Source organism: Mesorhizobium sp. M0968, assembly GCF_040319065.1.
GTDB lineage: Bacteria > Pseudomonadota > Alphaproteobacteria > Rhizobiales > Rhizobiaceae > Mesorhizobium.
On record NZ_JAMYNL010000026.1, the window covers coordinates 34,903 to 59,086 of the forward strand.

The 24,184-nt window shown below is 63.0% G+C and carries 16 protein-coding genes; 8 read left to right on the plus strand and 8 right to left on the minus strand.

The features are described 5' to 3' along the window. Nucleotides 1-135 precede the first annotated feature (135 nt). Nucleotides 136-1,791, plus strand: coding sequence for a lysine--tRNA ligase (locus NKH67_RS28415; RefSeq protein WP_353032275.1), 1,656 nt, complete (start codon nucleotides 136-138; stop codon nucleotides 1,789-1,791). On the opposite strand, the gene NKH67_RS28420 is transcribed toward NKH67_RS28415, so the two are convergent. The 7 genes from NKH67_RS28420 to NKH67_RS28450 form a co-directional block, all read right to left on the minus strand. Then, complete coding sequence (locus NKH67_RS28420) at nucleotides 1,754-2,593, minus strand: thermonuclease family protein (RefSeq protein WP_353032277.1); 840 nt, start codon at nucleotides 2,591-2,593, stop codon at nucleotides 1,754-1,756. The two genes, NKH67_RS28415 and NKH67_RS28420, sit on opposite strands and share 38 nt — an antisense overlap. Nucleotides 2,594-2,604: 11 nt before the next feature. Continuing rightward, a complete protein-coding gene (locus NKH67_RS28425; protein ID WP_353032279.1) occupies nucleotides 2,605-3,249 on the minus strand; it encodes a S24 family peptidase in 645 nt (214 codons plus the stop codon). Between the two features lie 82 nt (nucleotides 3,250-3,331). Beyond that, complete coding sequence (locus tag NKH67_RS28430) at nucleotides 3,332-5,551, minus strand: 3-hydroxyacyl-CoA dehydrogenase NAD-binding domain-containing protein (RefSeq protein ID WP_353032296.1); 2,220 nt, start codon at nucleotides 5,549-5,551, stop codon at nucleotides 3,332-3,334. A gap of 12 nt (nucleotides 5,552-5,563) precedes the next feature. Continuing rightward, nucleotides 5,564-6,772: an acetyl-CoA C-acetyltransferase gene (locus NKH67_RS28435; RefSeq protein WP_352541294.1), complete on the minus strand. Its 1,209-nt coding sequence runs from the start codon at nucleotides 6,770-6,772 to the stop codon at nucleotides 5,564-5,566. Between the two features lie 31 nt (nucleotides 6,773-6,803). After that, nucleotides 6,804-7,973 carry an acyl-CoA dehydrogenase family protein gene (locus NKH67_RS28440; protein ID WP_353011848.1) on the minus strand — a complete coding sequence of 390 codons (1,170 nt, stop codon included), beginning with the start codon at nucleotides 7,971-7,973 and terminating at the stop codon, nucleotides 6,804-6,806. A gap of 239 nt (nucleotides 7,974-8,212) precedes the next feature. After that, entirely contained in the window at nucleotides 8,213-10,009 is a 1,797-nt protein-coding gene (locus tag NKH67_RS28445) for an acyl-CoA dehydrogenase (protein WP_353032282.1), read from the minus strand. A gap of 237 nt (nucleotides 10,010-10,246) precedes the next feature. After that, a complete protein-coding gene (locus tag NKH67_RS28450) occupies nucleotides 10,247-10,708 on the minus strand; it encodes a MerR family transcriptional regulator (RefSeq protein WP_023677331.1) in 462 nt (153 codons plus the stop codon). A gap of 551 nt (nucleotides 10,709-11,259) precedes the next feature. On the opposite strand from NKH67_RS28450, the gene NKH67_RS28455 reads away from it, so the two are divergent. The 4 genes from NKH67_RS28455 (at nucleotide 11,260) to NKH67_RS28470 (ending at nucleotide 18,388) form a co-directional block, all read left to right on the plus strand. Then, nucleotides 11,260-15,117 carry a peptidoglycan-binding protein gene (locus NKH67_RS28455; protein ID WP_353032284.1) on the plus strand — a complete coding sequence of 1,286 codons (3,858 nt, stop codon included), beginning with the start codon at nucleotides 11,260-11,262 and terminating at the stop codon, nucleotides 15,115-15,117. Between the two features lie 191 nt (nucleotides 15,118-15,308). Next, the gene (locus tag NKH67_RS28460) at nucleotides 15,309-16,232 is read left to right on the plus strand and encodes a sulfite exporter TauE/SafE family protein (RefSeq protein WP_023676949.1); all 924 of its coding nucleotides are present in this window, start codon (nucleotides 15,309-15,311) and stop codon (nucleotides 16,230-16,232) included. Continuing rightward, nucleotides 16,232-17,023 (plus strand): TIGR02186 family protein, encoded by a 792-nt coding sequence (locus tag NKH67_RS28465; RefSeq protein ID WP_352448631.1) that lies wholly within the window; start codon nucleotides 16,232-16,234, stop codon nucleotides 17,021-17,023. The genes NKH67_RS28460 and NKH67_RS28465 overlap by 1 nt, the downstream gene beginning before the upstream one ends. A gap of 108 nt (nucleotides 17,024-17,131) precedes the next feature. Next, entirely contained in the window at nucleotides 17,132-18,388 is a 1,257-nt protein-coding gene (locus tag NKH67_RS28470; RefSeq protein WP_352470096.1) for an Hsp70 family protein, read from the plus strand. A gap of 5 nt (nucleotides 18,389-18,393) precedes the next feature. Here NKH67_RS28470 and NKH67_RS28475 read toward each other — a convergent pair whose 3' ends face one another. Continuing rightward, nucleotides 18,394-19,296: a LysR substrate-binding domain-containing protein gene (locus tag NKH67_RS28475; protein WP_353022789.1), complete on the minus strand. Its 903-nt coding sequence runs from the start codon at nucleotides 19,294-19,296 to the stop codon at nucleotides 18,394-18,396. Nucleotides 19,297-19,575: 279 nt separating this feature from the next. Here NKH67_RS28475 and NKH67_RS28480 point away from each other — a divergent pair, with 279 nt between their 5' ends. The 3 genes from NKH67_RS28480 to NKH67_RS28490 are packed head-to-tail and all read left to right on the plus strand — an operon-like array spanning nucleotide 19,576 to nucleotide 24,184. Next, complete coding sequence (locus tag NKH67_RS28480) at nucleotides 19,576-22,506, plus strand: molybdopterin oxidoreductase family protein (protein ID WP_353032286.1); 2,931 nt, start codon at nucleotides 19,576-19,578, stop codon at nucleotides 22,504-22,506. After that, nucleotides 22,503-23,237 carry a 4Fe-4S dicluster domain-containing protein gene (locus NKH67_RS28485; RefSeq protein ID WP_352470094.1) on the plus strand — a complete coding sequence of 245 codons (735 nt, stop codon included), beginning with the start codon at nucleotides 22,503-22,505 and terminating at the stop codon, nucleotides 23,235-23,237. The genes NKH67_RS28480 and NKH67_RS28485 overlap by 4 nt, the downstream gene beginning before the upstream one ends. Nucleotides 23,238-23,248: 11 nt before the next feature. Then, on the plus strand, nucleotides 23,249-24,184 hold the full coding sequence (locus NKH67_RS28490) for a dimethyl sulfoxide reductase anchor subunit family protein (RefSeq protein ID WP_353032288.1): 936 nt from the start codon (nucleotides 23,249-23,251) through the stop codon (nucleotides 24,182-24,184).

Sequence of the window (24,184 nt, forward strand, 5' to 3'; positions counted from 1 at the left end):
CCATCCTGACTATCGGGACGGGGGCTTCTTGCCTGATCACGGTCCTGCCCGAAAACCGGGTTCCACTTTTCGGGATCATGGTCTAGAGCATGCGGCTGCCGGCATCGATGCTGGCAACGTTGCAGGAATAGCATCATGGCCGAACAACAGCCGATCGATCTCAGCCCGGAAGTCCTCGCCGCCGCCGCCGAAAGCAAGGCGTGGCCATTCGAGGAAGCGAAAAAGATCGTCGCCCGCTACGCGAGCAGCGGCTACCCGGAAACGGTGCTGTTCGAGACCGGCTACGGCCCGTCCGGCCTGCCGCACATCGGCACGTTCGGCGAGGTGGCGCGCACATCTATGGTGCGCCACGCCTTCCGCGTGCTGACTGAAGACAAGGTCAAGACGCGGCTGCTGTGCTTCTCCGACGACATGGACGGATTGCGCAAGGTGCCTGACAATGTGCCTAACAAGGACATGCTGCGCGCCTATCTCGGCAAGCCGCTGACCAGGATACCGGACCCGTTCTCCAATGAGTATCCGTCCTTCGGCGCCGCCAATAACGCACGGCTGCGCACTTTCCTCGACCGTTTCGGCTTCGATTACGAATTCGCTTCCTCGACCGACTATTATACTTCCGGCCGCTTCGATGCGACGCTGCTCAAGATGCTCGAGCGCTTCGATAAGGTGATGGCAATTATGCTGCCGTCGCTGCGCGAGGAGCGGGCGCTGAGCTATTCGCCCTTCCTGCCGATCCATCCCAAGACCGGCATCGTCATGCAAGTCGCGATCGACCAGCGCAAGCTCGACGCCGGCACCATCGTGTGGCGCGACCCGGACACCGGCGAGCGCTTCGAGACGCCGGTGACCGGCGGTCATGCCAAGCTGCAATGGAAGCCAGATTGGGCGATGCGGTGGGCAGCACTCGGCGTCGATTACGAGATGTCCGGCAAGGATCTGATCGATTCCGTCAAGCTCGCCGGGCAGATTTGCCGCGCGCTCGATGCTCCGGCACCGGAGGGCTTCAATTACGAGCTGTTCCTCGATGAGAACGGCCAGAAGATCTCGAAGTCGAAGGGCAATGGGCTGACCATCGACGAGTGGCTGACTTACGCGCCGACCGAGAGCCTTAGCCTTTATATGTTCCAGCGCCCGCGAACCGCGAAGAAGCTCTATTTCGACGTCATCCCGAAGGCGGTAGACGAATATTACACGTTCCTCTCTGCCTATCAGAGGCAGGACTGGAAGGAGCGGCTGGGCAATCCGGTCTGGCACATGCATGACGGCAATCCCCCGGCAGTCGACCTGCCGGTTCCGTTCTCGCTGCTGCTCAACCTGGTCAGCGCCTCGAATGCGCAGAACAGGGACGTGCTGTGGGGTTTCATTTCGCGCCACGCGCCGGGTGTGACGCCGACAACCCATCCCGAGCTCGACCGGCTGGCCGAATATGCCATCCGCTATTTCGACGATTTCGTGAAGCCGGCGAAAGTGTACCGTGCTGCCGACGCGGTCGAGCGCGAGGCGCTGACCAAGCTTTCGGTAGCGCTCGCCGCGCTGCCGGCTGATGCCGACAGCGAGGCAATCCAGAACGCTGCCCTCAATGTTGCGCGCAAGATCGAGCGCTACCAGGACCATTCCAAGCAGAGCCCGGAGGGCGGACCCGGTGTCTCCGTCGCCTTCTTCCAGATGATCTATCAGGTGCTGATAGGTCAGGAACGCGGACCGCGCTTCGGCTCCTTCGCTGCGCTCTACGGCATCGCCGAAACGCGCGAGCTCATTCAGCGGGCGCTGGCTGGTCAGCTGGCGGCATGAGGACGCCGTCTTGCTCCTCCAGGATCGAGCTAGGCGCTACAGGCGCGGATCGCGACGCAGCAGCCGGGAGCGGCGGCAGGCCTGAAACGCTCGGCGCCGGCCCGAAGACGCCTTTTTTTGCTGCACGCGCCTTCTCGCCGGCTTCTGCGTAAGGGCCGCCCTTGGCGGCGCGCGCCCAGCCATTTTCGACCAGCCATTGGCCGATATCCTGATTGCCGATCCGGCACTCGGCGGCGATCAGATCACGACCGCCTTCGGGCGGCACTGCACAGACCACCGCACGACTGCGGAGAAAGGCGCGGAAGGCCGTTCGCGCCCGAATGCCGCAATTCCAGGACTCGCCGCCGTCGGTGCAAGTCTCCTCCTGCTTGACGATGTCGATACCGGAAACCGCAATCGAATAGCCCTTTGCTTCGATGAGCCCGGCGGCCGACGCGACGGGCTGGAATAGTTTCGTGCCTTTCCAGTCGTCAGGCATTTTCGTTTTTGGCGGCTTGGGCGGTCCGGCCAATGCCAGATCGCTCAACGGGGCGCGCGGCTCTATCCGTTCAAGCTCGTTGGAACCGGGCTGCGGCGGCACCACGATGTCTGGATCGATTGCCCTCGAATGCGCCGCCTGCTTGGCCGGCACTGGTTTCGGGATGGCCGACGTAGCCGGCGCGGCGGGCTGCGGTTCAGCGCCGACCTGGATTTGCTCCCAGGGGCCGCCGCTTTCGCTCTGGACGGCGCGGCCGCCGGCGACAATTGCCGTGGCCATCGCCGGGATCGCCAGAACAGCCAAGGCAAGGTGAGGCAGACGCACCGGCCCCGCGCCTACTGGCTTGCCCAGACAATCCGCGCCACCCATTCGACATCGCGCATGGGGATGTCGCGGTCCGGGTGATCGGGATTGAGGGAGACCAGCGCGATCGACCTCGGTGTCTGGCGGTCGAGCACCTTGGCCATCACCTCGCCGGCATTGGTCTTGACGACGACGCGATCACCCTTTCGTATGGTAGCCCCTGGCTCGACGATCAGGACATCGCCATTGCGATAGAGCGGCAGCATGGAATCGCCCTGGACCTTCAAGGCATAGGAGGTCTCGGTTGCCCGTGCCGGAAGCTCGATCAGATCCCATCCCTGCCCCGCTGGAAACCCGGCGTCGTCGAAGAAGCCACCGGCGCCCGCCTGGGCGAAGCCGAGCAGCGGCACCGACGATCTCTGCGCAGGTAGTGCGCCGGAACTACCCCGACCCTCGACCAGCCCCGCAAATTCATCCAGCGAGGCGCCGGTCGCCTCGATGATCTTGGCCAGCGATTCGGTCGACGGCCAGCGCGGCCGTCCATCTGAGGACAGCCGCTTCGATTTGTTGAAGGCGGTCGAGTCGAGGCCAGCGCGCCTGGCCAGTCCAGAGGCCGAAAGCGAATAACGCTCGGCAAGAGCGTCGATGGCGGCCCAAACGCGGTCGTGCGAGAGCACCTTGCTCTTCCTTCGAAACAGGAAAAAATACCTTCCCTGTTCTATCCCTTGGCCGCCATCTTGTCCACCGTCGAAGACGGCGTCACGCCGCCTCCTTGGCCTCGTTTCTGGTATAAGGATCGAAGCGCTCGTAGAAGGTCTCGCCCTTCTCGGCCATGTCGAGCAGCAGCTTCGGCGCCTTGAACTCGGCACCGTATTTCTTCTGCAGGCCTTTGGCGATCTTAGCGAATTTTTTCGCGCCGATGCCGTCTATGTAGGACAGTGCACCGCCGGTATAGGGCGCGAAGCCGAAGGCCAGGATCGAGCCGACATCGGCCTCGCGCGGATCGGTAACGATGCCCTCCTCCATCACCCGTGCCGCCTCAAGCGCTATGGTGACCAGCAGCCGCTGCTTCAGTTCCTCATAGTCGACATTCTCTGTCGCCAGCTGCGGGTAAAGATCCCTGAGGCCTGGCCACAGCTTCTTCTTGGCCGGTTTTGCCGGATAGTCATAGAAGCCTTTGCCGTTCTTGCGGCCCAAGCGACCATGCGTGTCGACCATCGTGTTGATCAGCGCCATCTGCTTCGGGTCGACCGCCTTGTCGCCGAGGTCGCGCATGGTCTGCTTCATGATCTTCTGGGCAAGGTCGATCGCAGTCTCGTCGGTCAACGCCAGAGGACCGACCGGCATGCCGGCGGCCTTGGCCGCGTTTTCGATCATCGGCGCCGGAACACCTTCGATCAGCATCTTGTAGGCTTCCGACATGTAGCGCAGCACGCAGCGATTGACATAGAAGCCGCGCGTATCGTTGACGACGATCGGCGTCTTGTTGATGGCGCGGACGAAGTCGATCGCGGTGGCCAGCGCCTTGTCGCCGGTCTTCTTGCCGAGGATGATCTCGACCAGCATCATCTTGTCGACCGGCGAGAAGAAATGAATGCCGATGAAATTCTTTGGCCGCGCCGAATTCCTGGCCAGCGATGTGATCGGTATGGTCGACGTATTCGAGGCGAAGATCGCCGACTGCTTGAGCACAGCCTCGGCCTGTTCGGTGGCATCCTTCTTGACGGCCGAGTCCTCGAACACCGCCTCGACCACAAGATCGCAGCCGGCAAGATCCGCGTAATCGGCCGTCGGCGTGATCAGCGACAGCAACCGATCCTTGTCCTGCGGCTTGGCACGGCCCTTCTTCACCTGATCCGAGATAAGGGTCTCGGAATGCGCCTTGCCCTTGGCGGCGGACTCCATGTCGCGGTCGAGCAGCACCACCGGAATGCCGGCCTTGGCCGTCACATAGGCGATGCCGGCGCCCATGAAGCCGGCGCCGAGTACGCCGATCTTCTTGAACTTCGTTTCCGGCACACCGGCCGGGCGGCGCGCGCCCTTGTTCAGTTCCTGGAGCGACACGAACAGCGAACGGATCATCGCTGCCGCTTCCCTGGTCTGCATGATCTCGGTGAAATAGCGTTGCTCGATCCGCAAGGCGGTGTCGAACGGCACCAACAGGCCCTCATAGACGCATTTCAGGATGGCGGCAGCGGCGGGATAATTGCCATAGGTCTCGCGGCGCAGAATGGCGATGGCCGGGGGCCACAGATTGGCACCGGCCACCGAATAGATCGGGGCGCCGGGCAGCTTGAAGCCCTTTTCATCCCATGGCGCCACCGGTTTCAAGCCGTTCCTGATCATCGCCTTGGCGGTTTCGACCAGCTTGTCCGGCTCGGCAATCTCATGGATCAAGCCCATCGACTTGGCCTTCTGAGGCGACAGCGTCTGGCCGGACGTCAGCATTTGCAGCGCCTGCTGCTGGTCGGTCAGCCGCGGCACGCGCTGGGTGCCGCCGGCGCCCGGAAAAATGCCGATCTTCACTTCGGGAAGCGCCATCCTCACTTTGTCTGAATCGGCCGCGACACGGCCATGGCAGGCGAGCGACAATTCGAACGCGCCACCCATGCATGTGCCGTTGATCGCCGAAACCCATGGCTTTCCCGACGTTTCCAGCTTGCGGAACAGGCCGTTCATGGTGCCCGCATTGTCGAACAGGGCCTTGGTCGCCTTCTCCGGGTCCTTCGCCTTGTCGGCGGCGAGGGTCGCCAGCATCTTCTGCAGCATGGTGATGTCGGCGCCGCCCGAGAACGTATCCTTGCCGGAGGTGATCACCGCGCCCTTTATCGCTGCATCGCTCGCCACTTTGTCGACGATGGTATTCAGTTCGAGCATCACCTCCTCGGTGAAGACGTTCATCGAACGGTCCGGCATGTCCCAGGTGACCAGCGCAATGCCGTCGGCGTCGATGTCGAGGGTGAAATTGGTGTAGCTCATCATCTCTCTCCGTCAGACGCGTTCGATGATCGTTGCAGTGCCCATGCCGGCGCCGATGCAAAGCGTCACCAGCGCGGTGTTGAGGTCGCGGCGTTCCAATTCATCCAGCACCGTACCGAAAATCATCGCACCGGTGGCGCCGAGCGGATGGCCCATGGCGATGGCCCCACCATTGACGTTGATCCGGTCATGCGGAATGTCGAAAGCCTGCATGTAGCGCAGCACCACCGAAGCGAAGGCCTCGTTGAGCTCGAACAGGTCGATGTCCGACAGCTTCATCTTCGCCCGCTTCAACAGCTTCTCGGTGACGTCGACGGGGCCGGTCAGCATCAGCACCGGTTCGGAGCCGATGTTGGCGAACGCACGGATGCGTGCGCGCGGCTTGAGGCCGAGCGTCTTTCCCGCCTTTTTCGAGCCGAGCAGCACGGCCGCCGCGCCATCGACGATGCCGGAGGAATTGCCGGCATGGTGGACGTGGTTGACCTGTTCCACCTCGGGATGCTTCTGCACGGCGACGGCGTCGAAGCCGCCCATTTCGCCGGGCATGACGAAGGACGGGTTGAGCGCGGCAAGCGACTGCATGTCGGTCGAGGGCCGCATATGTTCGTCATGGTCGAGGATGGTCAGGCCGTTCTGGTCCTTGACCGAGATCACCGAATTCTTGAACCGGCCCTCGCCCCACGCCTTGGCGGCACGCTTCTGGCTTTCGACTGCGTAGGCATCGACGTCGTCGCGCGAAAAGCCGTATTTGGTGGCGATCAGGTCGGCCGAGATTCCTTGCGGCACGAACCAGCCGGGTAGGCCGACCGATGGGTCCATGAACCAGGCGCCGCCGGAGGCGCCCATGCCGACGCGCGACATCGATTCGACGCCACCGGCGATGACGACCTCGTCGGCGCCCTGCGCGATCTTGGCGGCGCCGAAATTGATGGCGTCGAGGCCCGAGGCGCAGAAACGCGATATCTGCATGCCAGGCGCCTTGGTGTCGTAGCCGGCCTCGAAAGCGGCGGCACGTGGAATGACCGCACCCGCCTCGCCAACCGGATCGACACAACCGAAGATGATGTCGTCGACGGTGCCGGTGTCCAGCCCGTTGCGGTCGCGGATGGCCTCGAGCACCTTGGCGCCGAGCCGCACCGCCGGCACTTCGTGCAGCGAGCCATCCTTCTTGCCCCTGCCGCGCGGCGTGCGCACGGCATCATAGACATAAGCTTCGGCCATTTTCCTGCTCCTTGGGTTTGCTGAAACTCGCTCAGAGCGAGCGCCCGATCAGCAATTTCATGATCTCGTTGGTGCCGCCGTAGATGCGCTGGACGCGGGCGTCGCGGAACATGCGCGCAATCGGATATTCATTCATGTAGCCATAGCCGCCATGCAATTGAAGGCATTCGTCGACGACTTTTCCTTGCAGGTCTGACAGCCAGTATTTGGCCATCGAAGCGGTCACCGGGTCGAGGCCGCCGTTAATGTGGCGGGCAACGCAGTCATTATAGAAGACGCGGCCGATGGTCGCCTCGGTCTTCAATTCGGCAAGCTTGAACTGGGTGTTCTGGAATTCGATGATGGCCTTGCCGAAGGCCTTGCGCTCCTTGACGTAGTCGATGGTAAGCGCCAGCGCCCGCTCGACCATGGCAATAGCAGTGGTGCCGATCTGCAGCCGCTCCTGCGGCAATTGTTGCATCAACTGGACGAAGCCCTGGCCTTCGTGGTTGCCGAGCAGGTTCGAGGTCGGCACACGTACGTCGTTGAAGAACAGTTCCGACGTGTCGTTGGCCTTGAGGCCGATCTTGTCGAGGTTGCGGCCGCGCTCGAAACCCTCCAGCTCGTCGGTCTCGACGACGATCAGCGAGATGCCCTTGGCGCCCTTCTCAGGATCGGTCTTGGCAACGACGATGATGAAATTGGCGAGCTGGCCGTTGGTGATAAAGGTCTTCGAGCCGTTGAGCTTGTACTGGTTGCCGTCCTTTTCGGCGCGCGTCTTGACGCCCTGAAGGTCGGAGCCCGCACCGGGCTCGGTCATGGCGATGGCGCCGATCAGCTCGCCGCTCGCCAGCCTCGGCAGCCACTTCTTCTTCTGCTCCTCCGAGCCGTAGTGGAGGATATAGGGGGCAACGATCGAATTGTGCAGGCCAATGCCGAACCCGTCGACGCCGACATGGCCGATCGCCTCGATAATGGCGCTCTCATGCGCGAAGGTGCCGCCCGATCCGCCATATTCCTCCGGCATCGAGGCGCACAGCAGGCCGGCAGCACCCGCCTTCAGCCAGCTCTCGCGGTCGACCATTTCGTTCTTCTCGAACTCGTCGTAACGCGGCGCGATCTCTTCCGACATGAAGCGGTGCGCCATGTCGTAAAGCATGCCGACCTCGTCCGCCGCCCAGGCGGGCTTGGGAAGGCCAAGGATTTCGGCGGGGTGGGTCATGGTTTCTCCCTCGCGCCGACGTTCCCCTCCCCCTCGAGGGGAGGGTGGCCGCGAAGCGGCCGGGTGGGGTCGCCGATGACTTGCTCGACCTTATCTTTTACAACCTGCGCCATGTGCCACGGCATTGCGATCATTTTCCTCACAGGGCATGCACCAGAATGGAGGTCGGCGCACTGCACGCAGGACCCCTCCCGGCCCTTCGGGCCACCCTCCCCTCGAGGGGGAGGGGAACGCCGAAGCTAGAACGCTTCCGCCGGCAGTGCCATCAATGTGTCGGCACCGCTGGAGATGCGGGCAAGATGCGCCGACGTCTCCGGCATGATCCGCTCTATGAAGAAGCGCGCCGTCACCAGCTTGTTGTCGTAGAAAGACGAAGCGCCGTCGGCGCCATTCGCCAATTTCGCTGCGGCCACCCTGGCCATCTGCGCCCACATATAGCCCAGCGCCACCAGGCCGAACAGATGCATGTAATCGGTCGAGGCGGCACCGGCGTTATCGGGCTTGGCCATGCCGTTCTGCACCAGCCACATCGTCGCCGTCTGCAGATCGTTGAGGCCCTTCTTCAGCGCCTTGGTGAAGGGCGCCATCGTCTCGTCGGTGCGGTTTTCCTCGCAGAACTCTCCGACTTCCTTAAAGAAAGCCTGGACCGCGCGGCCGCCATTCAAGGCCAGCTTGCGGCCGACGAGGTCGAGCGCCTGGATGCCGTTGGCACCCTCATAGATCATGGCGATGCGGGCATCGCGGACGAACTGGCTCATGCCGTGCTCTTCTATATAGCCGTGGCCGCCGAAGACCTGCTGCGCCATTACCGCATGATCGAACCCCTTGTCGGTGAGCACGCCTTTGACCACCGGCGTCATCAGGCCGGTGTAGTCGTCTGCGACCTGGCGATCTTTGTCGTCACCGGAGCGGTGAGCGATGTCGGACTTGATCGCCGTCCACAGCGCCAGCGCGCGGCCGGCCTCGTTGAAAGCCTTCATGGTCATCAGGCTGCGGCGGATGTCCGGATGGACGATGATCGGATCGGCCTTCCTGTCCGGCGCCTTCGGCCCTGACAGCGAGCGGCCCTGCAGACGATCCTTGGCGTAGGAAACCGCATTCTGGTAGGCAACCTCAGATAGCGAAAGTCCCTGCAGGGCGACGCCAAGCCGCGCCTCATTCATCATGGTGAACATTGCTTTCAGCCCGCCATTGGCCTCGCCGAGCAGCGTGCCTTCAGCGTCGTCGTAATTCATGACGCAGGTCGAGTTGCCATGGATACCCATCTTCTGCTCGATCGAGCCACAGGAGACGGTGTTCTTCTCGCCCGGATTGCCTGAGGCATCGAGCTTGAGCTTCGGCACGATGAACAGCGAGATGCCCTTCACGCCATCCGGCGCGCCCTCGATACGGGCCAGCACCAGGTGGACGATATTGTCCGACATGTCATGCTCGCCGGCCGAGATGAAGATCTTCTGACCGGAGATCCTGTAGGTGCCGTCGCCATTTGGGACGGCCTTGGTGCGCAGCAAGCCAAGATCGGTTCCGCAGTGTGGCTCGGTCAGGTTCATGGTGCCGGTCCAGGCGCCCTCGACCAGCTTCGGCAACCATGTTGCCTTCTGCTCTTTGGTGCCATGGGTGATGATCGCAGCGATCGCGCCTTGCGTCAGGCCGGCATACATCATCAGCGACATATTGGCCGACACCATGTATTCGGCAACCGCAGTGTGCACTGCGTAGGGCAAGCCTTGCCCGCCAAACTCGACAGGTGCCGCGAGCCCCATCCAGCCGCCTTCGCGATACTGGTCGAAAGCTTCCTTGAAGCCTTTCGGCGTCGTTACCGAACCGTCGTCATGGCGCATGCAGCCTTCCACGTCGCCAACGCGGTTCAGCGGCTGCATCACGTTTTCGGCGAGCTTCGCGCCCTCGGCAAGGATGGCCTCGAGCACATCCGGCGTCGCGTCGGAAAATCCGGGAAGATTGGAATAACGCTGATATCCCAGCACTTCGTTCAGCACGAACAGCGTGTCCCGGACCGGCGCTCTGTAGATCGGCATGCGTTTCCTCCACCATGCGGTCTTGGCCCTGAAATCAGCCCCAGCATATGAGGATGGCAGACGGACCAACGTTGTGGTCGAGATAACAAATATTGACGTTTGCGTAAACGTCAATTCGGCGGTGCGGCAAATTTTGTCCCGCGCGCCAGGACGACAAACGACAAAGTACGGCAAACGACGAAGAACCGCGCAGCGAAAGCCACGCGGCTCTTATTCGTCACAAATCGAAAGCTTAGTTTAGCTCGCTACGCTGGCCTGCGGCGTCGAGCGCTCGATCAGCATTTGCCGGACGGTCGACATCGAAGCACTCAGTTCGCTGATGGCGTCGTCGATCAGCGCCCGCTGCTTCTGCAGACGGGCAAGCTGCTTCTCCGACTTGTCGAGCGCCAGCCGCAATTGCTTGGTGTTGGAGCCGTTCGGATCATAGAGGTCCATCATCTGCTTGACGTCGCGCAGCGAGAACCCGACCTTGCGGCCAAGCAGGATCAGCTTCAGCCGGGCCCTGTCGCGGCGTGTATAGAGACGGGTCGAGCCGTCGCGCTGCGGGTTGAGCAGACCCTTGTCCTCATAGAAACGCAGCGTACGCAGCGTCACTCCGTATTTCTTGGCCATTTCGCCGATGCGGACAAGCTCTTCACCGGCTTCGCTCGACATATCGTTGGTGTTGGCCGCGGCTTGGCCGGGCGAAATGAGTTTCATGGTCACTGGCTTTCCCCGTCTGGTGGCGTCGCGGTCGCCGACCTTGCGTCGCCTGAGTGAAAGCGGGGGCGTGCTTCCACTCGTGGTTTCAACAAACAAATCGCAAACGGCGTAATCCGCTCATTTACGTTTACGTCAATTCTATATCGATAGCCGCCTCAGCACGCAAGAGTGTTCTGGTCTTGCAACTTTATGCCGCAGCACCAGCGGACAACCTAAAAGGTCGTTGCCGATTTCGGGAGCGATCATGCGGCTGATCAAAATTCTACAACGTCTTTTGCGCGTCCAAAAAAGACACCCGGCGCCGTCGGCAGCCAGCCGACAAAGTTGCAACTTCTTAAGCTTGGTTAACGCGTTGTTTACCACGTTGGGGCGAAATGTGCGCATGTCGGTTACCCGTGTCTATCCTGTACTGAATTTTTCACGGTTTTTCGGAGCGCGGATGAGACCGGGAAGCTCGTCTTCCACTGCAACAAGCCAAGCAGTCGCCTTCGTCCCGGCAGGACTTTGGGAACCTGGTGAAAGCCAGCAATTCTGAAACGGGCGCATTGATGAACAGCAAGCGGTCCTACCTCGATACACTCAACGCCGGCAGGCAACGCCGGCCGCACACGACGCTTGAAGAGCTCAACCGCTCCCTGGAAACTCTGGAGCAGCGGCTGGAGCGGACGCGCGAGGAGACGGCAAGCCACCCCGATCCGCGCCGACCAGCGGCAGAACCACGCTATCCCAGCGCCCAACCCTATGGCCAGCAGCGCCGGTATGAGGATCCACGCGCGCAGCGGCCGAAAGGTCCAGCAGCGGCTTTCGACCAGAATTACCAGGCGATCGCCCGCGATATCGACCGGGTGCGCGGCCAGGAGGACGGCGTCGCCCTAGCCGGCAAGATCGCCGGGGAATTGCGCGGCCTGCGCGAAGAGTTGCGCCAGCAGATGACCTCCGGCCTGCAACGCGAGTTCGAGGTACTGCGGAAGAATATTGAGCGAGCCTTCCAGTCAAATGGCGGCGGCAAAGGCAGCGCCGAACTCAGCGTCGAATTCGAGCGGCTTTCCGGCGCCATCCAGACACTGGCCGAAAAAAGCGACGACAGAAGCGTCAATATGCTGCGGCTCGAGCTTGAGCAGGTCAAAGCCGCGCTCGATACGCTAGCGCGCGAGGAGAGCGTGCAGGCGGTCGGACGCCGCTGGGACGATTTCGACCGCCGCTGGAACGCTTTCGAGGATCGCGTCGAGGCCGATCAGCGCAAGCGTTCCGATGCACCCGGCCTGTCGGCGCTGACGGAGCGGCTCGAACAGATCAGCAATGCCGTCAGCAATCTGCCGGAATCGCTGTCGCTGCGCTCGCTCGAGGAAAAGGTCCGCACGCTTGCCGGAGCGGTCGACCATTTCGCCCGCCAGCAGGACAATCGCGGCGGCGACACATTCAGTCAGATCGACGAGCGGCTCGACGAGATTTCCCGCGCGATCGTCGCCTCGACGGTTGCTGCGCAAGCCAATTCGTTCGACCCCGAGCCCTTCGAACGCATCGAGAAGCGGATCGATTCACTGGCCCAGCAAATCGAAGAAGTGTCGCAGGATCGTCCGGGTCGGGAGGTCATCGACCGTCTCAACACATTGTCGAGCCGCGTGGATGAACTGGCCGGCCGAGCCAATCTGCCGGAACAGGCGATGGAGCGCCTTGCCAGGCAAGTCGCGCTTATTGCCGACAAGATCGACCACGCACCTGCCATGCCCGACGCCGACTACATCTTCCAGGGGCTCGAGCAGCGCTTCGACGTGCTGTCCAGCATGATGGAACGTCGCCAGGGCGACGCAATCGAACAAGGCAACATGCTGTTTCGCGACCTTGAGCGCCGGTTGGACGAGGTCGCCGACAGGCTGGACCAGCGCATGCCGCAGGTCGACGCCGGCATCATGGATGCCATCGACGCCCGCTTCACCGCGCTGGCCAAGCGGATTGAGACGCGCGTTCCAGATCCCGCCAACGAGGCGGCGATCCGTGGCCTGGAGAGCCGGCTCGAAGACATCTCAAGCCGGCTGGATTCGTCCGCGGCACAGGTCGCCAGCATCGACCCGGCGTTGATCCGCAGCCTTGAAGCGCAGGTCGCCGGCCTGACGGCGCATCTTTCCAAGCCTGGCACGCCGCTGCCGGAATTCGACGACATCAGCCCGCGTCTCAACGAAATCGAGAAGTCGCTGGCCGGAACCCGCGATTCCATCCTCGGCGCGGCGCGCGAGGCGGCTGAGAGCGCCGTCCGCTCACTGGCCGGATCAAGCGCCAACACGGCGGCCGTTACCGGCCTCGCCCAGGACCTGAAGACGCTCGAGGCACTGACGCGGCGTTCGGACGAGCGCAATTCGAGAACGTTCGAGGCTATCCACGATACGCTGCTCAAGATCGTTGACAGGCTTGGTTCATTGGAGACGGGCGAACCGGCAAGCGCGGAGTTGAGCAAGCGTTTCGGCCGGCCATCCAAGATCTCGGTACAGGACGCACCGTCGATGGACCTCGACCAGCCGCTGCCGTTGACAGGCAGCATGGCCGATCTCGACGGCCGCGCCGCGGCGCTCGTCCGCGACGAGCCAGGTCCGCGTACGCCAGCCGAGGCCGCCGCCGCAGCAGCCCTGGCGGCTCTCGGTTCAGACACGACGCGTGAAAAATCCGAGCAAGGCGGCGGCAGGAAATCGATGTTAGGCGGGCTGGCGCGCGCCTTGAAGGGCAAGAAGGACGCCGAGATGCCGCCGCTTGCAGGCTCGGCGCAGAGCGCCGAGATACCGAGCGTCGATCTCGACGAGCCCCTCGACCCCAAGCTCGCCAACCGGCCACTGGAACCCGGCTCCGGCGCACCCGACCTCAGCGCCATCATGAAGCGCGTGCGCGACGAGCGCGGGCAGCCGACCCGGGAAGGCGGCGCTGAGGCGGCAAAATCGGACTTCATTGCGGCAGCCAGACGGGCTGCGCAAGCGGCGGCTGCCGAGGCGGACGCCCTCAAGCGCCAGTCGACGATGAAAGGCCCGGTCAAGGCACTCAGGATCGGCGACCTGCTCAAGGCGCGGCGCAAGCCGATCCTGATGGGGGCAATCGCCATCATGCTGGCGCTTGCCGGCCTGCAACTGGGCAAAGCCTTCTTCTCCGACCCGGTCGAAGTCACCAACAATGAGGCGGCACCGGCCGTGGCCGTACAGCCGGTGGAAACCAATTTGGCCAGCGTTGCCAGCGAGCCGAAGGCGGACGCGCAGACGACACCACAGGAGAGCGCGCCGTCGCCCACCGTCAGGCAGGCAGAGCCATCCGCATCGATGACCAAGGACGACACGGCGGCGCAAACCGGCCCCGCTACACCGGCAGCCGAGACATCGACGGCGCCCTCGGCTTCCGCGGAGCCCGCTGACCTGGTGGCGCAAGACTCCGCGGCCGCAGTGCCCACGCCGGCAGCGGCGACGGCCAGCGACGCCGAGCCAATGGCTGCCGCGCCTGCTATAGCCACCGCTGCGACGCAGGACTCGACCGGCACGGTGCCACCGGCGGATGCTGCCGCGGCAGGCGTTGCCAAGATCGACGTTCCGGCCGATGCCGGTCCGGCCGCCCTGCGCGATGCAGCGGCGGGCGGCGACGCCAAGGCGCTGTTCGAGATCGGCTCGCGCTACGCCGAGTCTCGCGGCGTCAAAGAAGACATGGCGGCGGCGGCCAAATGGTATGAGAAAGCTGCCGAACTCGGTTTCGCGCCGGCAGAATACCGCATCGGCAATTTCTACGAGAAGGGCATCGGCGTCGCACGCGACATCAAGAAAGCGAAAACCTGGTACCAGCTTGCCGCAGCGCAGGGCAATGCCAGCGCGATGCACAATCTTGCCGTGCTGTTTGCGATGGCGGCGGATGGCGTGACCGACAATGAATCGGCAGCGCGCTGGTTCCAGGCGGCGGCGGATCTCGGCGTCAAGGATAGCCAGTTCAATCTCGGCATCCTCGCGGCGAAGGGCGTCGGCATGAAGCAGAACCTCGAGGAGAGCTACAAATGGTTCGCACTCGTCGCCAAGACCGGCGACAAGGATGCGGCGGCCAAGCGCGACGAGATCGCCAAGGCGCTGAGGCCCGAGCAGCTGGAGCGTGCGCGGGCCCAGGCTGAACTGTGGAAGGCCAAGCCGCTCGATCCAGCCGCCAATTCGGCCGACGTTCCTGAATCGTGGCAGGACGGCACACCGCAGACGACCGCCGGCATCGACATGAAGAAAGCGGTCCAGAACATCCAGCGCATTCTCAACAAGAACGGCTACGAGGCCGGCAATCCCGACGGCATGATGGGCCAGAAAACCAAGAACGCGATCATGGCCTTCCAGGCCGACAACGATATGAAGGCAACCGGCGCGATTGACGAAAAGCTGGTCAAGGCGCTGCTTGCGCGTAAATAACGGCGGATGCGTCGTTTCCGCGACGCCCTTGCCACAGATTTGCCTGTTAACTGATTGAGTTGTTTTTTGTTTCGGCGGTGCGGCGAAGTTTGACTTCACGGCCCGGCCGGCGCAAGAACGAGATAGCCTTCTGACGCAAAATGCCCGCAACGGTTGCATTCGCCAGGAGGCAAACTGATCGAGACTGACGGGTGGGCATCTATCTCCCGATCGCGGAAATTTCCGTCAACATCTTCGTGCTGCTGGCCATGGGTGCGGCGGTGGGTTTCCTGTCGGGCATGTTCGGCGTGGGCGGCGGCTTTCTCATTACGCCACTGCTGATCTTCTACAACATACCGCCGGCAATCGCGGTCGCCACGGGCGCCAACCAGGTCATCGCTTCCTCCTTCTCCGGCGCCCTGTCGCACATGAAGCGCGGCACGCTCGACTTCAAGCTTGGCGGCGTGCTTTTAGCCGGCGGCATCGTCGGCTCGACTGGTGGTATCTATGTCTTTGCGCTCCTGCGCCGGCTCGGCCAGCTCGACCTGTTCATCTCGCTGCTCTACGTCGTGCTGCTCGGCACCGTCGGCGGACTGATGCTGGTCGAGAGCGTCAATGCGCTGCGCGCTACTCGCAGCGGCGCCGCACCGGTGTTGAAGAAATCCGGCCAGCATAATTGGATCCACCGCCTGCCGCTGAAGATGCGGTTCAGGGCCTCAAAGCTCTTCGTCAGCGTCATTCCGGTGCTTGGGCTGGGCGCGGCGATTGGCTTCCTGTCCTCGATCATGGGCGTCGGCGGCGGCTTCATCATGGTGCCGGCCCTGATCTACCTTTTGAAAGTGCCGACCAACGTCGTCATCGGCACCTCGCTGTTCCAGATCATCTTCACCTCGGCTTACACCACGCTGGTCCACGCCACCACCAATCAGACGGTCGACGTCATGCTCGCCTTCCTGTTGATGGCAGGCGGCGTCGCCGGCGCGCAATATGGCGCCAAGGCTGGTCAGAGGCTGCGGGGCGAGCAACTCAGGGCACTGCTGGCGCTGCTCGTGCTGGCGGTAGCCATCCGGCTTGCCATCGATCTTTTCGTCACGCCGCCCAATCTCTATTCTCTGTCCGGCGTGGGCCTGAGCTGATGGCCGGCCTAAGGACGCTCGCGGCCGCCGTCTTGCTGTCGCTGCTGGCTGCTGCGCCACCGGCGAAGGCGCAGGCGCCACTAACCGAAAACATCCAGATCGGCCTTTCCACCGACAATGTCTCGATTACCGCCGGCTTTTCCGGCGCCGACCTGACCATTTTCGGCTCACTGGAAAATGCCGATCCGCTTGTCGCGCGGCAAGGGCGCTACGACGTGATCGTCGTGCTGGAAGGCCCGGCTCGGCCGGTCGTCGTGCGCCGCAAGGACCGGGTGCTCGGCGTCTGGGTCAATCTGGAGTCGGAGACCTTCAAAAACGTACCTGTCTCCTATTCGGTGGCGACGACGCGGCCGCTGCAGGACGTCACCGATCCGAACAGCTACAAGCAGCTGTCGCTTGGCGCCTCCAACCTCTATTTGCAGCCGGCCGACGCGGAGGACAGCCCGGCGACAATCGAGGAGTTCACCGCCGCGCTGCGCGAACGCAAGGCGGCGACCGGCCTCTACAGCGAGAATGTCGGCGGTGTGCAGTTCCTGTCGCAGAACCTGTTCCGCGCCACCGTCAGGCTCGCCCCAAACGTTCCGGTCGGCACCCATAAGGCCCGCGCCTTCCTGTTCAAGAGCGGCTTGTTCATCAAGGAAAGCTCCGCCCAGCTCGAAATCCGCAAGTCCGGTTTCGAACAGTCGATCTTCCGCGTCGCGCACGACTATTCCTTCCTCTACGGTGTCTTTGCCGTATCGCTTGCCATGCTGACCGGCTGGCTCGGAAGACTGGTGTTCAGGAAAGACTGAACTCTCGTAAAAGTGGTTTCCCTTTCCGAGGGTATGGGTTAGACCGCGACCCCCGGCCCGACCGGACACGAGCTGCTGCTCCCCAAATCAGAAATACAGGAACGCACGATGCGACCAGCATTCGCCGGGATCGACTTCGGCACTTCGAATTCCACCGTAAGCGTGGTCAGGAACGGGCAGCCGCGGCTGGTGGCGTTGGAAGACGGCCAGGTCACGCTGCCCAGTGCGGTATTCTTCAATTTCGAGGACAACCACACCTATTTCGGGCGACGCGCCCTTGCCAATTATACGGACAGTATCGAAGGCCGCCTGATGCGCTCGTTGAAGAGTGTGCTCGGCAGCTCGCTCGCCCACGAAAAGACGCGCATCAAGGCGCGCTCGATCGGCTTCATGGAGATTGTCGGCCTGTTCGTCGGCCATCTGAAAAAGAAGCTGGAAGAAGAAGCCCATGACGCGGTCGACAGCGTCGTGCTGGGACGGCCCGTGCAGTTCGTCGACGACGATGCCGAGGCCGACGCCAAGGCGGAGCACGAACTCGAAAACGCCGCTCGTGCCCACGGCTTCAAGCAGATCGCCTTCCAGTTCGAACCGATTGCCGCGGCGCTCGACTACGAACAAAAGGTGACGCGCGAGGAACTGGCGCTGATCGTCGACATGGGCGGCGGCACGTCCGACTTCTCAATCGTGCGGGTCTCGCCCGAGCGCGCCCGCTCGCTTGACCGCAAGGACGACATCCTGGCCAGCCGCGGCATCCACATCGGCGGCACCGACTTCGACCGGCTGCTGAGCATCGCCCATGTGATGCCGCAGCTCGGCTATCTCTCACCGACCAAGGATGGCAAACGTAATCTGCCGGCGAGCTACTTCATCGACCTGGCGACGTGGCAGCGCATCAACCTGGTCTATACCGCGAGGGCGATGACGCATCTGCGCCAGATCCGCTATGAGGCGGAGCACGCAGACCTGGTCGACCGCTTCATCCACATCGTCGAGCATCGTTACGGCCACGCGCTGGCGGCGCTGGTCGAAAAGGCCAAGATCAAGCTGACGGACCGATCGTCGGCCGATGTCGAGGTCGCGCTGCCCGAGGTGAGGTTCACGGCAGAAATCACGCGCAAGGGTCTCGAAGCCACCATAGCCAGGGACATTGAGCGTGTTGCGGCTACGGTCGAGCAGACCATCCGCGACGCACAGGTGAAGGCCTCGGACATCACCGCGGTGTTCCTGACCGGCGGATCGACCGCGATCCCGCTGGCCAGGCAGCAGATCCTGGCGCTGGTGCCGCAGGCGTCGGTAATCGAAGGCGATGTGTTCGGCTCGGTCGGGCTTGGGCTGGCGCTCGACGCGCAGCGGAAGTTCGGCTGATCGGCTTAAAGCGGCGCGGATCTCTCAGCTTTGCCGCCAAGATGCGCCTTGAGCGCCATCTGGGCCAAGCTTGGCTGCCGGTCGCGATGCGTGATCATGGCAAATTCGCGCTTCGGCAGATCGACCGGCACAGAACGCAGGCTGCCTTCGGCGACCGCGCGGGCGACGACGAGTTCCGAGATGATGCTGGCGCCGGCTCCGGCCTCGACCGCCTGGCGAATAGCCTCATTGCTCGGCAATACCAGGAATATCTGCAGGTCCGCGAACGAAACCCCGTCGCGTCGGGCAAGGTCCTCCAATGCCTCGCGCGTGCCCGACCCGCCTTCGCGAATGATCCAGCGAAGCCCGCCAAGGTCGGGATGTCCAGGCGAAACTTCCGCGATCTCCGGGTGCGAGCGCGCCACGACCAGCATCATGCGATCGATATCGACCTTGGCACGCCGCAAAATGTCGGATTCGGTGCGCCCCTCGACCAGGCCAAAATCGGCTACGCCATCAAGTACATTGGTCTCGACCTGCCTGGTGTTGCCAATGCTCACGCTCAGCCTGACGGCAGGATAGGCTTCGTGGAAAGAGGCGAGCCGGCGCGGCAGCCAATAGCTGGCGATGGTCTGGCTGGCAGCTATCGAGAGACTGCCTGATATCGTCTGCGAGACATGCTCCAGCACATTGTGGGCCGCCGCAGCCCGCTCGAGGACCGCCTTGGCTTCGGGCAAGAATCGGCGTCCGGTCTCGGCGAGCTCGATGTTGCGGCCGACGCGGTTGAACAACTGGACGCCATGCTGCTGTTCGAGCGAGCGGATGGCGGCCGACGCGGCCGACTGTGAGATGCCCAGCAACTCGGCCGCTTTGGTCATGTGCGCCCGTTCGGCGACGGCAACGAAGATCCGCAACTGGTCCAGGGTCATTCCGACACTAAGAAGCAAATCCGATTGGAATTACAAGAGCAAGTTGTTAGACGGATCGGTCGCTTTGTTCTAAATTTTGACCCGAAATTGGAAAAAAGTCGCGCCAGAGCAGTCGAGGGTAGAATTGGTGGGGCGGTTCAAATCCGTGTTTGCGCACTGGACCCGCAGCCTGCGGCGGCGGCTCTTGGGTGAACGCTATCGGCCGGAAGAGCATTACATGCGCGGCCCCGGCCCGAAGACGAGAGCCAAGGTCGCGGAGCGCAAGAGCATCACCGGATCATGACCAACAACCTGCTGCGCGGAGCCAATTCGGCACCATCACAACGGCCGCTTGCCGATACGCGCGCGCCCTCTGAACGCGACGGCGTCGATACTTCGCCTGATGTCTCCGACAGCATCGCCAAGACGACCTGCTATATGTGCGCCTGCCGCTGCGGCATCGACGTCCACATCAAGGACGGCAAGGTCCGCTACATCAACGGCAACAAGGATCATCCGGTCAATCGCGGCGTGCTGTGCGGCAAGGGCAGCGCCGGCATCATGCAGCATTACAGCCCGGCCCGGCTGAAGAAGCCGCTACTGCGCACCGGCCCGCGCGGCTCGGGTGAGTTCCGCGAAATTGAGTGGGACCAAGCTTTGTCGATCGCGGCAGAACGGCTTTCGAACATCCGCCGAACCGATCCGAAGAAACTCGCCTTCTTTACCGGCCGCGACCAGTCGCAATCGCTGACCGGTTGGTGGGCGAGCCAGTTCGGCACACCGAACTTCGCCGCCCATGGCGGCTTCTGCTCGGTGAACATGGCAGCCGGCGGCCTCTACACGATTGGCGGCTCGTTCTGGGAGTTCGGCGAGCCCGACTGGGACAACACCAAGTATTTCATGCTGTTCGGGGTTGCCGAAGACCATGATTCCAATCCGATCAAGATCGGCCTCGGCAAGCTCAAGGCGCGTGGCGCCAAGGTGGTTTCAATCAATCCCTGCCGCACCGGCTATAATGCAATTGCCGACGACTGGATCGGCATCCGGCCCGGCACCGACGGCCTGTTCGTATTCGCCCTCATCCATGAATTGCTGAAGGCTGGCCGCATCGATCTCGAGTACCTCTTGCGCCACACCAATGCCCACATCCTGGTCGTTCAGGAGCCTGGAGCTGTCGATGACGGGCTGTTCATGCGAAATGGCGACGGCAATCTGCTGGCTTGGGACAGGGTGGCGAAGATGCCTGTCAATGCCAGCGATGCCGACGCGAAGCCCGCATTGACCGGCAGCTTTCTCGTAGACGGCCGCCGCTGCGTGCCGGTCTTCCAACTCGTCGCCGACCGTTATCTGGACGAGAGCTATTCACCGGACGCCGTCGCTGACCGGTGCGGCATCTCCGCCGACACCATCCGACGCATTGCCGCAGAACTCGCCCATGTCGCCTTCGAACAGCAAATCGAATTGCCGGTGGCCTGGACGGACTGGGCTGGCCGCCGGCACGAGACCATCAAGGGCCGCCCGGTGTCGATGCATGCGATGCGCGGCATCTCGGCCCACTCGAATGGTTTTCACTCTTGCCGGGCCATTCATCTGCTTCAGGTGCTTCTCGGCACGGTGGACGTGCCGGGCGGCTTCCGCTTCAAACCTCCCTATCCGCGGTCCGCGCCGCCGGGTCCAAAGCCCGCCGGCAAGAATGTGAAGCCGATGACACCACTCGAAGGCATGCCGCTCGGCTTCATCTGCGGGCCGGAAGACCTGCTGATCGACGGAGGCGGCAAACCGATCCGTATCGACAAGGCCTATTCCTGGGATGCGCCGCTGGCTGCACACGGGCTCATGCACACGGTTATCCGTAACGCCTGGGCCGGCGATCCCTACACGATCGACACTCTGTTCATGTACATGTCCAACATGGCCTGGAACTCATCGATGAATACGGTCGAGACGATGGCAATGCTGACCGATATTGATGCGTCGGGTGAGTACAAGATCCCGTTCATCATCTATTCCGACGCTTATTATTCCGAGACCGTACCTTTTGCCGATCTGGTGCTGCCGGACACGACCTATCTCGAGCGTCATGACTGTATCAGTCTGCTTGACCGGCCGATCAGCCATGCTGACGGTCCGGGCGACGCCATCCGCCATCCCGTCGTCGAGCCGGACCGCGACGTCAGGCCGTTCCAGACGGTGCTGATCGAACTCGGCGCGCGGCTCGGTCTGTCCGGCTTCGTTCATGACGACGGCTCCGCCAAATACCGCGACTATGCCGACTACATCGTCAATCACGAGCGCACGCCAGGTGTCGGTCCGCTCGCCGGCTGGCGCGGCAAGGACGGGGCCTCGGTCGGCAAGGGCGAGGTCAATCCCGACCAGTTGCAGCGCTACATAGATAATGGCGGCTTCTGGCACCAGGATTTCGCCGCCGATCAGCGCTACTACAAGATGGCCAACCGCTCGTATCTCGAATTGGCTGAGAGCATGGGCTTCATGCCGAAGGCCGAGCCGATCGTCTTCCAACTCTATTCGGAGCCGATGCAGCGCTTTCGCCTTGCGGCGCGCGGCCATGGCGGGGTGCTGCCGCCGGAGGCGGAGCGCAGCCGCATCGAGACCTATATGGATCCGCTGCCGTTCTGGTACGCGCCCTTCGAAGAGGCTGCGGTCGACAGCCAAGCCTATCCGCTGCACGCGCTGACGCAGCGGCCGATGCACATGTACCATTCCTGGGGCGGGCAGAATGCCTGGCTAAGGCAGATCACCAGCCAGAACCGACTGTTCGTGCACTACCGGACGGCAGCCGGCCTCAGCCTTGTCGACGACGATTGGGTTTGGATCGAGAGCATCAACGGCAAGGTCAAAGGACAGATCAAGCTGGCCGACGGCGTCAACGCCGATACGGTGTGGACCTGGAACGCGATCGGCAAACGGCGCGGCAGCTGGGGGCTCAAGGACGACGCGGCCGAATCCAATCGCGGCTTCCTGCTCAACCACATCATCGGCGACCAGACCTCCGCCGATGCCAACGGCAAACGCTATTCGAATTCCGACCCGGTGACCGGCCAGGCCGCATGGTTCGACCTGCGCGTGCGCATCGTCAAATGCGCGCCCGAGGAAGCGGGCTTCACCGAACCGCAGTTCGAGCGGTTCCGCCAGCTGCCGGACTCTGAGCTCTCGCCCGACAAACTCAGTTTCGGCGCCGAGTTCCGCATGAAAAGAGAAGCCGCCGAATGACTTGCCTTCCCGCCCATACCGACAAGAAGCTCGGCCTTGTCATCGATCTCGACACCTGCGTCGGCTGCCAGGCCTGCGTTACCGCCTGCAAAGAATGGAACACCGGCGGCCATATGGCGCCGCTAACCGACATCGACCCCTATGGCGGCAATGTCGACGGCGTCTGGTTCAACCGCGTGCACAGCTATGAGCACATGACCGAGATGGGTGGGCGCACGGTCAATTTCCCACGCTCCTGCCTGCACTGCGAGACGCCGGCGTGCGTCACGGTCTGCCCGACCGGCGCCTCCTACAAGCGGGCGTCGGATGGCATCGTGCTGGTCGACGAGGACAAATGCATCGGCTGCAAATTGTGCAGCTGGGCCTGCCCCTATGGCGCGCGCGAGTTCGACACCGATGTCGGCGTGATGAAGAAATGCACGTTGTGCGTCGACCGCATCTACAACGACAATCTGGCGGAAGAAGATCGCGTGCCGGCCTGCGTCGCTGCTTGCCCGACCAGCGCGCGGCATTTTGGCGATCTGGGCGATCCGGCATCCGCTATCTCGCAACTGGTGGCCGAGCGCGGCGGTGTCGATCTGATGCCGGAAATGGGCTATAAGCCGACCAACAAATATCTGCCGCCACGTGCCCACACCACCCGTGCCGCATCGGTGCCGGCGCCAGCGCTTGAAGCGGTGCGGGCCGAAGGCGGCTTCCTCGGCTGGGTCGACCGCATGCTCTCGAACTGACCCGTGCCTTCATGCATCCAGCCTTCTCCGTCGTCTTTTTCACCACGGCCACGGGCGCCGGTTACGGCCTGCTCGCGCTGCTTGGCGTGCTCGCTGGACAGGGCTTTATCCCGCCCGATTTCTGGCTTGGCCTCACCGGCATGGGGCTGGCGCTTGGCCTGATCTCGACAGGCCTGCTGTCGTCGGCCGGCCATCTCGGCCGGCCCGAACGCGCCTGGCGTGCCTTCTCGCAATGGCGTAGCTCATGGCTGTCGCGCGAAGGTGTTGCCTCGGTCGCCACTTTCGTGCCGGCGGGACTGTTCGGTATTGGCTGGGTGGTCCTCGGCCGTACGAGCGGCTGGGCGGCTGTCGCCGGGCTGCTCGCTGCCGTCGGCGCGGTCGCAACCGTCTGCACCACCGGCATGATCTACGCGTCGTTGAAGCCGATTGCCCAGTGGCACAGCCGCTTCACCCTACCCGCCTACCTGGTCTTTTCGGCGATGACCGGCAGCGTACTGCTCAACGCCCTGCTGCAGGGATTTGCCGCAGGCTCGAATATACTTCTGGCGGCTGCCCTGTTGCTGACCGCGCTCGGCTGGGGTTTGAAGCTGGCGACCTGGCGATACAATGACAGGCTGGAGATCCCGACCAACGCCAACACCGCAACCGGGCTTTCCGGCGGCACGGTGCGGTCGCTGGAATGGCCGCATACCGAGGAAAACTATCTGCTCAAGGAGATGGGTTTTCGCATTGCGCGCAAGCACAGCGCTAAACTCCGCCAGATCACGCAGGTGCTGGCCTTTGCTTTGCCCGCGTTGCTGCTGGTGGTGGCGTTCGCCTTGCCGTGGCCCTATGCGGCAGCACTGTCGATACTCGCCCCAATCGCCCAACTCGCCGGAATGCTGGTCGAGCGCTGGCTGTTCTTCGCCGAGGCCAAGCACACGGTTACTTTGTACTACGGCAGGTAG